Below are 13059 nucleotides of genomic sequence, written 5' to 3'. Positions count from 1 at the left end.
GGCCGACCGCAATCAGTTCCGGAACGGTATCGCGCGCTCGACATCCTGTCTCGTCGGTCCGCGGACGGTTCGATAGCGTGCCTCGATCAGGTTATAGACACCGAATGCCGCCAGCCCGACGGCGATCACGACGTAGATCACCGATCCGAGCGGTAACTGGCGTAACCAGTCGAGCGCGTCGGACATGCTCCCCGCTTCGCTCGGATCGACCCTGAAACCCGCATAGGCAAACAGAATGCCGGTAACGGCAAACACCACGCCGCGCGCAACGAGGCCATAGATGCTGATCGTCGTCAGTATGCCTTTTCGATCAGGGATGCGCACATATTTCTCGAACTTGCGCATCACGCCCTTGGACGCCGTCACCCCGCCGCCGATGATAAAGCCAAGTCCGACCGCGATTGCCAGATAGGATCCGAATGGCTGCGACATGATCCACTGCGCGAGGCCACGCTCACCTGAACCTTCGCTGCCGCCACCCATGTTCATAGCGTGGCCGAGTGCATAACCGGCCACACCAACATATGTCGTAGCGCTTCCCAGGAAAGCGGCGCGGATCAGCACGCCCTTCGCATCCCTGCCATGACCGTCACTGTCGGCAAGTGCCTGAGCAAGGCGCCATGCCACGAAACCAAGCAGTCCAAGACCGATCAAGCCCACCCAGATACGGCCAAAAGGTTGGTCCAGAAGCGTTGAAATTGCCGATTTGGTTTCCGGTTTGCCACCGGCAACACCTGAAAACAGGGCGAGGCCCGCGATCAACAAAAAGACGACGCCGCGCGCCGTGTATCCGGCTTTGGCGAGCCATTCAAAACGAGGTGTTGTCGACACTGTCATGCTCCGCGAATCTGAGATTTGCACGACAACGCGCAAGCGACGGGAAGGTTGTCTCGGCGGTGAACGGCACATTCATGCGCCGATGCCATAGGTCCTATCACGATGCCGCTCCTAATCCCCAAGGGTTGCGCAGCCTATGCTTCCGTGCGAACGAAGCACGAGAGAATTAGGACCGTGAAACTTCTGGCCGCCGCCGCTCCGACAATCTCAGATGCTTACCGCCATCGGCATCCAGGTGGAAGCCAATGCGCAGCCCGGCGCCGTCTACTTCCCCGCCAACACGCGCGGCGACTACTCGCTGCCCATGTCCGGCTGGGGCACGCTCACGGGGGAGGCAAATTATACGCTGTCGTCTCTGGTGCACACCAACACCCCGGCCACCAAGCTCGGCGCCTTCAACGTTCGCGGTTATTCCAACCCGACGATGGACAAGCTGATCGAAGCGGCTGCCGTGGAAATGGATGCCGGCAAGCGCAAGCAGTTTCTGAAGGAAGCCAACGCCCTAGTGGCAACCGACCGCCCCAATCTGACGATCGCCTCGATCGTTTCGGCCTCGGGAATGACGAAGGCGATTACGATCGTCCCGCGTCCGACGAAGATACGCTGGCCATGAACATTCGGCCTGCGAAATAGCAATCGCAGGAGGTTGGCCGGGCTCCCCGCCCGGCCTTTTCTCTACGAGCACAGGACGGCACGATGACGAAGATGGCACTGGCAATTCATGGCGGATGTGGCGTGATGGCGAAGCTCGACCTCAGTCAAGCTGAATGGGAGGCAGCCCGGGTGGATCTCGGCCGGGCTCTGAAGGCTGGCTGGGATGTGCTCACGGCGGGCGGCTCAGCTGTCGATGCGGTACAAGCCTCGGTCGTCGTCATGGAAGACAGTCCGCACTTCAATGCCGGTTACGGAGCAGCGCTAAACACCGACGGTCAGCACGAGCTGGATGCTGCGATCATGGATGGTCGCACGCTCGCGGCCGGCGGTGTGACGCTGGTGCGGCGGATTCGCAACCCGATCAAGGCAGCCAGAAAGATCATGGAGGAGAGTGATGCGATCCTCCTGGGCGGTGACGCGGCAGACGCTTTCGCGAGATCAGCCGGGCTGGAAATGGTCGAGCCGGATCACTTTACCACCGAGCGGCGCGTGAGGGCGCTGGCTTCGATGAAGGCACATGTCGCGGCAGGCACGGCGGCGAAGGCGAGTGAAGCGGAAAAACACGGCACCGTCGGTGCAGTCGCCCTCGACCAGGAAGGACACCTCGCGGCGGCGACCTCGACCGGAGGATACAATAACAAGCCCGTCGGCCGCATCGGCGATACGCCCATCATCGGCGCCGGCACCTATGCTCGCGATGGCGTTTGCGCCGTCTCAGGAACAGGCAAGGGCGAATATTTCATGCGCTACGCAGTTGGCCATGAAGTGGCAAGCCGGGTGAAATACCTCGGCGAGACTGTGGAGCAAGCCGCTTCGCAAGTCATTCTGGCGGACCTGAAGCCCTATGGCGTTGGGGCAGGGCTAGTAGCCGTCGGTGCTGACGGATCCGTTGCAGCCCCGTATAACACTGACGGCATGTTCCGCGGTTGGGTGACGCCTGAGGGTAAGTTCTTCGTGGCGACGCACGGCGAAGTCTTCGAGCCCTCAGAACAACACGCCATGGACCTCTAACGGTATTCAGCGGATCGTCCTCGCAACTGCGGGCCGGTCTCTCCCGCGAAAGGGGAGCCGTTTCTTTTGTCAGCGGGCTGCGCTAGGCCCAAACCTTGGAGCGCGGGAGCCTGCCGTTTTCCGGCCGTGATGACGCTGGCGGGCTGGTTCGCCGGGAACATGCGTGGAAAGCCGGACGTCATCGTCTCACTGCGGTTGCACATGAGTGTAAAAAATCGCCGACCATAGGTGTCAAGACGCAGTAAGCCGCTGCGATTTGAATGCACATATGTGCATTCTGTCACTTCCCTGTCACTCACCCCGACTATGGTCCGCGGCGCTGGACGAGAAAGGGCGGCGATGTCGGGAATGATTGGTACGGGGATGGCGCGAAACGGCCGCGGGATGGGGCTCGCAAAGCTGCGTCATGATTTGGCCGTGGGGCGTCGCGAGCCGGTGATCGCCATTGGCCTGGCCCTGGCGCTGCTGTTCGCTTTTCTCATCCTCGCACCAGTCATCTCCATTCTCGCCAACGTCGCGATCGTTCAGATCGGCGATGCTGCTCGTAGCCGGGCACCGGAAGGGGCGTTCACGCTCTATTACGTTACCCGTGCGTTCGCTTCGCGGATGTCCGGGATCCTGCTCTGGCAGCCGCTTTTGAATACAGCATCGATTGCGGTCGGCGCGATCATCCTGTCGATGACGGTCGGCGGCGTTCTGGCCTGGCTCGTCAATCGTACCGATCTTGTCGGCCGCCGCTGGCTGGCGACCGCGCTGATCATTCCCTTCATGCTGCCGACCTGGACGCTGGCGCTTGCCTGGACGACGATTTTCAAGAACCGCACCGTCGGCGGCCAGCCCGGCTGGCTGGAGATGCTGGGTTTTGTTACGCCCGACTGGATGGCCTATGGCCGGTTCCCGATTATCATCATCCTGTCCCTGCACTACGCGCCCTTCGTCATCCTGATCCTGGGCGCTGCCCTGCAGCGGCTCGATGCCCAGCTGGAGGATTCCGCCCGCATCCTTGGCGCCAGTCGCCGCAGGGTTGCCTTCCAGATCGTTCTGCCGCTGATGCGTCCGGCGCTGCTCTCATGCGGCCTCCTGATCCTGGCCGACTGCATCGGCGAATTCGCCGTGCCCTATGTGCTCGGTCTGCCGGTGGGTTTCGATACGCTTTCCACCTCGCTTTACCGTGCGATCTCCACCCGGCAGAGCGGCATGGCGGCGGTGATGGCTGCGGTCATCATGGCGATCGGCGTGGTGACGCTTTATATCGACACGCGAATGATGCGCGAGGCGCGCCGCTTCGCCATCGTCGGCGGCAAGGGGGCAATGGATCGTCGTCGAACGCTCGGCCGCTGGCAGATCGCTGCCATCGGCTTTGCGTTGTCCTTTTTTGTGCTCGGCGTGGTCGTTCCGCTCGTGACCCTGTTCCTGTCGACGATCATGCGGGTGCCCGGTCGCTTCACACCGGAAAATTTCACCTTCGATTACTGGATCGGCTCGAACCTCGACACGGTGGCGCTGCGCAGCGGCATTCTGCTGACGCCCGAATTCTGGAGCGCGGGTCTCAACACGCTGGTGATCATCGGCGCGGCCTCGCTTGCATCGGGCATTCTCGGCCTGCTGGTCGGCTATGTAGTGATCCGCAGCCCGTTTGCGGCGCTTGGCGCCTTCCTGCGCCAGATCACCTTCATGCCCTATCTGGTCCCGGGTATTGCCTTTGCAGCCGCGATGCTGACCCTCTTCGCCGTGCCGCGCGGCCCGCTGCCGGCCCTCTATGGCACGTCGATCATTCTGATCCTGGCGCTGGTCGCCGACCAGATGCCGTTTGCGTCGCGCTCCGGCATCGCGGCGATGGCGCAGCTTGGAAAGGAACCGGAAGAAGCCGCGCGCGTCGCCGGTGCCGGGTGGTGGAGGCGCATGACGAGTATTGTCCTGCCGATCCAGAAGCGGGCATTGGCGAGCGCGATCCTGCTGCCGTTCATCTCCGGCATCAAGGGTGTCAGCCTGTTCATCATCCTCGCCGTGCCGGCGACAGACGTACTGACGACCTACTCGCTGCGTCTTGTCGATTACAACTACACCCAGGCCGCCAATGCCGTCGTGCTGATGATCGCACTTCTTGCGTTGTTCGGCACCATTCTCATCAACCGTCTGACCGGCAATGGCATCGCCAGGGGACTGGAGAGCTGACATGCCCGATATCACCCTCAGCCACGTATCCAAGAACTATCCGGGCGGCGGCCAGGCGGCCGTCGCGGACCTCAACCTGACGATCGCCGACGGCGAATTCATGTGCCTGCTGGGCCCATCCGGCTGCGGCAAGACGACGACGCTGCGGATGATTGCCGGCCTCGAGCACTTGAGCGGTGGGCAGATCGCCATTGGGTCGCGCGTGGTCGACAGCATGCCCGCCGGCATTTTCGTTCCCCCGGAGCAGCGTCGTCTCGGCCTCGTCTTCCAGTCCTACGCGCTGTGGCCGCACATGACGGTCGAGCGCAATATCGATTTCGGTCTTCGCCTGCGCAAGCTGCCCGATGCGGAACGCCGCGCCAAGGTGAATGACGTGATGGAGAAGCTGCGCATTCGTGATTATGCCAAACGCTATCCCTCACAGCTTTCCGGCGGCCAGCAGCAGCGGGTGGCGCTCGCTCGCATGCTGGCCGTCAACCCGGATGTCCTGCTTCTCGACGAACCGCTATCCAATCTCGACGCCGCGCTGAGGCTCGAAATGCGTGCAGAGCTGCGTCGCCTGCACGAAGAATTCCGCACGACGATCGTTTTCGTCACTCACGACCAGTGGGAAGCGATGACGCTGGCGACCACAATTGCCGTGATGAACGGCGGCCGCCTGCAGCAGGTCGGTGCGCCGGACGATATCTATTCGCGGCCCGTCAACCGGTTCGTGGCCGAGTTCATCGGTAACCCGCCGATCAACATGGTTGAACTCGGCGGCAACTCTCCGCATGGCGGTCTGGCCACGCGGCTGTTCGGCGAACGGGCACTTTCCGGTGCAAGCGCTGTCGGCATCCGGCCTGAAGAGATCACGCTTGCACCCGGTGCCGATGCGGTGCCTCTGGGGGCACTGCGGCTCGAAAGCGTCATGCCGACGGGTGGCAGCTGGATCTTGGAGTTTTCGCTGGGCACGGAGCGTGTGTTTCACGCCACGCATCTGCGGCCGATCGCAAGGCCCGGCGATATGGTCACGTGTTTTGCCCTGCCGGAGGGTCTGCATCTGTTCGATGCGACGGGCCGGCGCATCGAGGCCAATGAGATCCGCGCCGAACGCGCGGCACAGCCAGTCGGCATCAGCCGGGCGGCACTTTTACCCGCATAACCTCCCCCTGTTTCGTCACTCAAAGGAATACCAATGAGAATTTCCCGTACTCTGATTTCCTCCCTGATGCTTTCCACTACCGTCCTTTTGGGGGCCACCAGCGCTGGCGCCGAAGAGGCTTTCGATCTCAACGCGACGATCGAAGCCGCCAAACAGGAAGCGCCGATCACCGTTTACGATTCCACCGGCAAGATCGTTGAACAGGCCAAGGCCTTTTCCGAAAAATACGGCGTGAAGGCGACGGGTGTAAAATCCGGGGCACCTGAAACGCTTGAGATCGTTATTCGCGAAGCGCAGGCCAATAACGTCAAGGCCGACGTCGTCATTCTCGCTGATGCGCCGGCCGCGCTGTCGCAGATCGTTGCCAAGGGTTATGCCAAAAGCTGGTTGCCGGCTGATCTGGCCAAGGACATTCCGTCGATTTATCAGGATCCGCTGACGATCGTTCTGGCGCCGAATGTCTGGACCTACAATACCGCTCTGCACGACAAGTGCCCGGTCACCAATATCTGGCAACTGACCGAAGCCGAGTGGAAGGGCAAGGTTGCGATGCAGGATCCGGTCGGCAAGCCCTCCTACACCGACTGGTTCAACCAACTGGCCATGCATGCCGACAAGGCTGTCGCAGACGCCTATCAGGCGCAATACGGCAAGCCGTTGCAGACGGATGAAGACAGCGCAACTGCTGCATGGGTGAAGGCGCTTGCCGCCAACAGCCCGCTTCTGACCGATTCCGACGGCGCCGCGGCCGAATCGATCGGCGCGCCGGACACCAAGGAAAGCTTTGTCGGTCTCGTCAGCACAGCCAAGTATCGCGACAACAAGGACGGCATGAAACTCGGTCTTTGCGCCGGTTTGTCTCCGTTTTCCGGCTGGACCTATCCTTCGCTCGGCCTGATTGCTTCCGGCACCAAGAGCCCGAATGCGGCAAAGCTATTCATCCGTTACATGATGACGGCCGAAGGCATCGCGCCGCAGGCCAAGGACGGCAAGATGTCGACCAACACCACGATCGGTCTGCCTGACAAAGAACCGTCCGGCGTCGGCAAGGTTCGTGACCAATTGCTGGCCTACGATGCCTCAACCGGTGGCGCTGACTGGGAAGCGCGCCAGGATTGGCAGGATCTCTGGTCCTTGAACTACAAGAAGTAATCACCGCATATTCCATCGTGAATCAGATGGGGCTCGCCGACGCGACGCCCCGTCCCCTATCGGCCGAAAGAACCCATGCCCACCGTTGATGATCTGGACCACCGTGAAACTTTCTTACGCGCAGTCGCCGCCTCCGCCGGCGCGCTGGCGTTTGATGCATTCCGTACCCGCAAACCCGGCGATTTTACCCTCAAGGGCCACCAGGACTTTCTGACCGAAGCTGATGGCGCAGTCGAAAGCCATGTCCGCGCGGAAATCACCGAAGCGTTCCCGGATGACGGCATTCTGGGCGAGGAGGGTGGCGGAAAGCTGTCGGAGCGGCTGTGGGTTATCGATCCGATCGACGGTACCGCCAATTTTGCCCGCGGCATCCCGCATTTCTGTGTGTCGATCGCGTACCGTGAACGCGGCGAGACATTGCTCGGCGCGATCTTCAATCCCGCCTCCGGCGAACTCTATTTTGCCCGTAAAGGTCATGGCGCCACGAAGAACGGCGCGCCGATCGCAGTTGCCGCAACCGCCGCCATCGGCACAGCTTCTGTCGAGATCGGCTGGTCGACACGCGTCGAGGCTGGCGAATATCTGGCTGCGCAGGAACGGGTGCTAGGCCGCGGCGCCAATATCCGCCGCGGCGCATCCGGCGCCCTTGCCATCGCCTGGGTCGCGGAGGGCCGCACTGATGGTTACGCCGAATACTATATGAATGCCTGGGACTGCCTTGCCGGCCTGCTGATGGTCCGGGAGGCTGGCGGGGTGACCGGCACTTATCCGGCAAGCGAGAGCGAATTGCTGACCGGCGGCGTGATCTTTGCCGCTGCTCCCGGCATTGCCGCCGAATTTTCCGCGGCCATGCGGATTGCGATCGCGCCGGATATCGAAAAGGGAGAAGCCGCATGAGCGCTGCCCCACGCTACGACCGTCCACATCTCAGTCTGATCGAGGAGAACCTGCCCGGCCGCGGCATCGATCTCTATATCGGCGGCCGCGAGGCGGCCAGCAGTCCGGCGCTTCTGGAACGGCACGGAATCAAGGTCGTCGTCAACTGCGCCGTCAATCTCGACATCAACATGGTGGGTGAGGGCCGTACGGACGAGGACGGACGGGTCGTGTCCGGCTCCGGTTTCCTGCGCTATTACAAACTCGGGCTTGTCGATGATGCCGGCAATGCCGATACGATGCTGCTTGCCGGCTATTACCTTCTGCGCGGTGCGCTCGACCAGTCGTTTCCGCAAAGGGCCTCCTACCCGAACCGCGACAAGGGGAATGTTCTCGTCAATTGCCGCGCCGGCCGCAGCCGTTCGGTGGCGATCGTCGCCCTGTTCCTGCATATGGAACTGCCGGAAGTCTATCCGACGCTATCATCCGCCATCGACCATGTACGGGTGCGCCGCGAACTGCGTCCCGACGAGTGGTTCGAGACACCGAAGCCGGCGCTGATCGAGGCCGTCGAGCGCTCGGCGGCGATGATCCGGCTGATCGAGACCGCAAACAGCCGTGCGGTCGCATGACAAGGCGACCGCCATCGAATTTTGCCAGCGCAAGCGAGGTGGCAATGCGGGCAGGGGTTTCCCGCTCCGCCGTCTCGCGCACATTCACCGATGGCGCAAGCGTGTCCGAAGAGACGCGCCGCAAGGTTCTGGCGGCGGCCGAGGAGCTGAATTATCACGTCAATCATCTGGCGCGCGGCCTTTCTCAGGAGAAAAGCCGGCCGATCTGCATTCTCGGCGGAGACTTGCAAGCGCCTTACCAGTCGGCGCTTCTTGAAGCGCTCACGCGGCGCATACAGGCGGCAGGCAGGGCGGCGATGGTGATCAACACCGCGGGCAGCGAAGCCGATTCACGCGCCGCCCTGCACCAGACGCTGAATTATCGGGCATCCGCCACGATCGTGCTTTCCGGCGCGCCGCCGGTCTCACTTGTTCGCACCTGTATCGAAAGCGGCCAGCATGTGATCCTCATCAACCGGCAGGGCCAGATCGAGGAGGCGGACCATATAGATCTCGATCACGAGACCGCTATGAGCGATGCCTGTCACATGCTGACCCGCGCCGGCTGCCGAAGCTTTGCCATCGTCTCTTCCACGAACGAGTCTCCCAGCCTCCTGGCGCGCGAAAAACTGTTCTGCACGATACTGGAAAAAGCCGGTTTCGCGCCGCCGCAGGTGGTGAAGGTCGGACCGACAAGCTACCGAAGCGGTGCCGAAGCGGCGCGGCGTCTGCTTCCCAGCGCAAGCCAACCGGATGCGGTCTTCTGCGTTACCGACCTTCTGGCTTGCGGCTTTCTCGATGTCGCACGAAGCGATTTCAATCTGAAAGTTCCGGAAGACCTTTGCGTCGTCGGGTTCGATGATATCGAGCAGGCCAGTTGGGAAGGATACGCGATCACGACGTTTCGCCAGCCGATCGAGGAAATGGCGGAGGCGATCGTACAGCGCCTGGCCGCCGGACTGAACGAGCGGGACGGTCCGTACCTGGCGACATTCAGGGCGTTTCCCGTATGGCGAAAGACGGTTCGCCCGCGCCAGGGACTGTAAGTCGATAGACAGCCGATGGAACGGGTAATGATCCCGCCCGTCGGGCAACCTGTCGATGCCGACCTTTGTCGATCAGGGTCGCGACGCGTCGGGCCGAAGCATCAGGCGGTGATCATCGCCTGTATGGTTTCGATGATCTGCTCCTCGCGATAGGGTTTGGAGAAAAACACCGTCTCGGCCGGGATCTTGTCGCCAGGATCTTCCACGTGCCCCGATACGATGATCACCTTGATCGGCGGCCACCGGTCGCGAATGATTGCGGCCAGGCGCATGCCATCCACCCCGCGCGGCATATCGACGTCGGTCATCACGATGCGAATATCGTCCCGTGCTTCCAGGATCGAAACGGCTTCCGTCGCATCGGAAGCCGGGATCGCTTCGAACCCGGCCATTTCGATCAAATCGAGGGCCGCAAGGCGCAAGAGCGGCTCGTCTTCCACCACAAGGATGACGGCCGAACGATTGGAAATGGGGTTTACGCTCATCATGACTGCCGCAACTGTGAAACCAATCCTCGCATTTCGACTTTCAGGCCCGATGGGTCGTAACTGATTTCCACACCGCCCGTTCCCATCAGGCCAAGCCTGATCAGCCGCGATCCGAACCCCTTGCCGGACGGCGCCGCGACCGGCGGCCCGTTTGTTTCCGTCCAGGTGAGGACAAGCGTGCTGTCGCCGTTGGCGGCCTCCGTTTTCCATGACACGGAGACGATGCCCGTGTCGCACGACCATGCGCCATATTTCAGTGCATTGGTGCCAAGTTCATGCATGAGCAGCGCGAGAGAAAGCGCGGTCCGCGGACCAAGCTCCAGATCGGGACCTTCTATCCTGTAACGGTCCGGCAGCGCGAGCTGGTTGAGCACGCTGTCCGTGACCTGGACGATACGCGCCGAAGACCAGTCCTGGCCGAGAAGTACTTCATGGGCTTTCGACAAAGCGTGGAGCCGACTGGTAAAAGCCTCGACAGGACCGCGGTCCGTCACAGGCCTCAGCGTCTGCGTTGCAATTGCCTGGACCATGGCCATCGTGTTTTTCAGGCGGTGGCCGATTTCATGGTTGAGGATCTGCTGGTCTTCCTGGGCACGGATACGGGACACAGCCTCGCGCGTGCGATCTGCGACCGTCCGGACGAAATCCCGTTCTTCGGCTGTAAATTCATGGGGCTTGTCATAGTGAACGAACATGACGCCAACAAAGACGCCGTGCTCCATGATGGGAAGGTTGACCAGGGTCGCTACGGCAATCCGTCCGAACATGTCCGCGGAAGCCGCGGTGCGCGGGTCTAGGGCCACGTCGGGAATGATGATGTTCTCGCCCCGTTTCAGATCGTCTATGAAGCTGCCGTATTCACGAAAGTGATGCAATCCGGCGATGGGCGCGATTTTGGGCGCGCACCAGCCCGGCAGCATCTGTACCGTTTCTGCAATGGGATCGACCACGCCGTAGCCGGCACGGGTCGCTCCCACAAGGTTTTGTGCCATGGTTTCCGATGCCGCGAAGGCGACCTCGGTGACCGTGTGCAGTTCCCGGATCCGGTCCCCGAGCTTGAGAAAGGCGAGCTGTCTGTCTTGCGATTGCTTTTCAAGTGTCGCATTGCGCGCAATCTTGATGTAACCGCGAATCTCGCCACCGGAACCCGAGAGCAGGGGTCGGACCGTTCCGTCAAGAAAGACCCGGCTTCCATCGGCGCGCGCGTGCCACCGCCTGTCGACCGAAACACCCTCCCGTGCAGCCGTGGCAAGCTCGTTTGCCGGGACGTCGCGCTCCCGATCTTCGGTCGTGAAGATCTCGGCAAACGGCCGTCCTAACATCTCGGCTTCACTTCGGCCGAAAGTTTCCTGCGCGCCACCAAACCAAGCAGCGATTTTTCCATCGAGGTCTACCGTCAGGATTGCATAATCCTTGGCGCCCTCGACAAGCAGCCGCAACTGTTCCTCGCTCCGTCGCAAGGCTTCGGCCGCCGCCACCCGGTCCGTGACCTCAAGAAACATGATAACGAACGTATCGTCGCCTGTTGCCTGCACATAGCCATCGAACCAGCGATCGATCGTGCCGACACGGCGAGTGAAGCGTTTGGAAGTCCCGGTCTCCACGACCATGGCGGCGTCCGCAATCCAGTCATCCTCGATTCCGGGAAAGACATTGCGAATGGTGTTGCCGGTTGCCAACTCAACAGGAACGCCGACAAGCTCTGCCCATGCCGGATTAACTTGGTCATAGCGCCAGTCGACAACCGTTCCCGCAGCATCCCGGATCACGGTCCCCTGGATGATGCCTTCCTCCAGGCGCTGGAAGAGATGGCTCCAGCGACGATCGGAAATCAGGTTGGCGATATGATTGCTGGCGAGCTTTCCGAACTGGGTCAGCAGATCCAATTCGGCCTGTGACCACTCCCGGGGTCTTCCGTCAATCGCAGCGACCGCGCCGATGATCGTACCGTCCGGCAGGGATACGGGTACGCCCATGTAGGAAATCACCCCGAGATCGCGGATGGCGAGGTTGTCGCGAACCCGCTGGTGCATCGTGGCATCGTCGACAACAAACGGCTTCCTGTCATCGACGACATGCTGACAGAAGGAATGGGTCAGCGGTGTTTCGCCACGCTCGGCCCAGCCCGTCGGCAGGCCAACATGCGCAGCAAAAACCTGGCGGTCCTCGTCCAGGATGGAGACAATGGCGACGGGGCAGCGGAGCGCCTTCTTGACCGTTTCCACGATGTCATCGAATTCCGAGCGATGATGGGGCTCAAACAGTCCGGCGTTTCGGACGGCGCGAATGCGTTTTGATCTGTTCGGCAAACTGTGATGAACCTTGAACGGGTCTGATATTCGGAAAAAGGGATCGTGCGTAGCGGTCAGGAACGCAGGCTCAGTTAGAATGTTCCGCGCGGGCAGCTGACCGCAAGCATTCCTTATTCCCGCAGGACCGAAGTAGCGGATGGGCTCCCAGCGCGTTCGGTTCTCATATGTTCAGAACATAGGAGGTTCGGTCGCGTCAATTCATGCGCGTCAACCGCGGCCCGCTCTGCGCATCGGCATCCTGTCGATCAGATCGAACATCTCGACATCGCTGACGACCTGTTTGCTTCTCAGTTTCACACCGCCGTCCTTTCCGACAAGAACGGCCTCGAAGCCGTCGCTTTCGGCGTCTGCCTCCGTTCTGAGCTGGCCTGCATTGACGGGCTTGGCATCACCGAAGACGACGTGCACGTCGTTGCCGGAAACCTGAAGGACGACCATCTCCCGCTCCGCAAGCCCCGTCTTCTGCTCCCTCAACAGGCGCACCTGCTCCTGAAGCTTTCCGTTCTGCGGGTCGCCGAACAAAACCAGCACACGTTTGCTCCAGTCGAACTGCGACAGACTATCCATGGCGTTTCCCTGTGTTGCGGCGGCCAGAACCATCGCTGCTGCGATCAAGAACTTTTTCATGTCCGGTCTCCTTCCAGTCTACAACGACCATGGGGCAGCTCGGTTCCGACTGAAGCTCGTCCCAGCCGCAGATCGGCCATCGCTCCGGCCACGACGTCTTATTCCCTACCCGGACAAGACGACCCA

At 61.5% G+C, this 13059-nt stretch carries 12 protein-coding genes; 8 read left to right on the top strand and 4 right to left on the bottom strand.

Annotated elements, in window-relative coordinates; translation table 11 throughout:
• Positions 1 to 12: 12 nt before the first annotated feature.
• Positions 13 to 837, bottom strand: coding sequence for a DUF1206 domain-containing protein (locus ACQKKX_RS08075; protein ID WP_427570038.1), 825 nt, complete (start codon positions 835 to 837; stop codon positions 13 to 15).
• Positions 838 to 1048: 211 nt separating this feature from the next.
• Between ACQKKX_RS08075 and ACQKKX_RS08070 the strand changes: the two genes are divergently transcribed.
• The 8 genes from ACQKKX_RS08070 (at position 1049) to ACQKKX_RS08035 (ending at position 9506) form a co-directional block, all read left to right on the top strand.
• Positions 1049 to 1450: a hypothetical protein gene (locus tag ACQKKX_RS08070; protein WP_427570036.1), complete on the top strand. Its 402-nt coding sequence runs from the start codon at positions 1049 to 1051 to the stop codon at positions 1448 to 1450.
• 83 nt (positions 1451 to 1533) lie between these two features.
• A complete protein-coding gene (locus ACQKKX_RS08065) occupies positions 1534 to 2502 on the top strand; it encodes an isoaspartyl peptidase/L-asparaginase family protein (RefSeq protein ID WP_427570035.1) in 969 nt (322 codons plus the stop codon).
• 348 nt (positions 2503 to 2850) lie between these two features.
• A complete protein-coding gene (locus ACQKKX_RS08060; protein WP_427570123.1) occupies positions 2851 to 4677 on the top strand; it encodes an ABC transporter permease in 1827 nt (608 codons plus the stop codon).
• Position 4678: 1 nt separating this feature from the next.
• A complete protein-coding gene (locus ACQKKX_RS08055) occupies positions 4679 to 5821 on the top strand; it encodes an ABC transporter ATP-binding protein (RefSeq protein WP_427570033.1) in 1143 nt (380 codons plus the stop codon).
• Between the two features lie 33 nt (positions 5822 to 5854).
• Complete coding sequence (locus ACQKKX_RS08050) at positions 5855 to 6973, top strand: ABC transporter substrate-binding protein (protein ID WP_427570032.1); 1119 nt, start codon at positions 5855 to 5857, stop codon at positions 6971 to 6973.
• A gap of 75 nt (positions 6974 to 7048) precedes the next feature.
• The gene (locus ACQKKX_RS08045; protein ID WP_427570031.1) at positions 7049 to 7870 is read left to right on the top strand and encodes an inositol monophosphatase family protein; all 822 of its coding nucleotides are present in this window, start codon (positions 7049 to 7051) and stop codon (positions 7868 to 7870) included.
• Positions 7867 to 8481: a dual specificity protein phosphatase family protein gene (locus tag ACQKKX_RS08040; RefSeq protein WP_427570029.1), complete on the top strand. Its 615-nt coding sequence runs from the start codon at positions 7867 to 7869 to the stop codon at positions 8479 to 8481. Before ACQKKX_RS08045 ends, ACQKKX_RS08040 begins: the two co-directional genes overlap by 4 nt.
• Positions 8482 to 8525: 44 nt before the next feature.
• Positions 8526 to 9506 (top strand): substrate-binding domain-containing protein, encoded by a 981-nt coding sequence (locus ACQKKX_RS08035; protein WP_427570028.1) that lies wholly within the window; start codon positions 8526 to 8528, stop codon positions 9504 to 9506.
• Positions 9507 to 9607: 101 nt separating this feature from the next.
• Here the strand turns inward: ACQKKX_RS08035 and ACQKKX_RS08030 are convergent, their stop codons facing one another.
• The 3 genes from ACQKKX_RS08030 to ACQKKX_RS08020 all read right to left on the bottom strand — a co-directional run bounded on the left by ACQKKX_RS08030 (position 9608) and on the right by ACQKKX_RS08020 (position 12933).
• A complete protein-coding gene (locus ACQKKX_RS08030) occupies positions 9608 to 9991 on the bottom strand; it encodes a response regulator (RefSeq protein WP_427570026.1) in 384 nt (127 codons plus the stop codon).
• Positions 9991 to 12303, bottom strand: a complete 2313-nt coding sequence (locus ACQKKX_RS08025) for a GAF domain-containing protein (protein WP_427570025.1) — start codon at positions 12301 to 12303, stop codon at positions 9991 to 9993. The genes ACQKKX_RS08030 and ACQKKX_RS08025 overlap by 1 nt, the downstream gene beginning before the upstream one ends.
• Positions 12304 to 12513: 210 nt before the next feature.
• Positions 12514 to 12933 (bottom strand): DUF4174 domain-containing protein, encoded by a 420-nt coding sequence (locus ACQKKX_RS08020; protein ID WP_427570023.1) that lies wholly within the window; start codon positions 12931 to 12933, stop codon positions 12514 to 12516.
• Between the last annotated feature and the right edge of the window lie 126 nt (positions 12934 to 13059).

Source organism: Neorhizobium sp. NPDC001467 (genome assembly GCF_050275975.1).
GTDB lineage: Bacteria > Pseudomonadota > Alphaproteobacteria > Rhizobiales > Rhizobiaceae > Neorhizobium.
The sequence above is the reverse complement of the archived record's forward strand: the minus strand, read 5'-3'. Positions and strand labels throughout refer to the sequence as shown.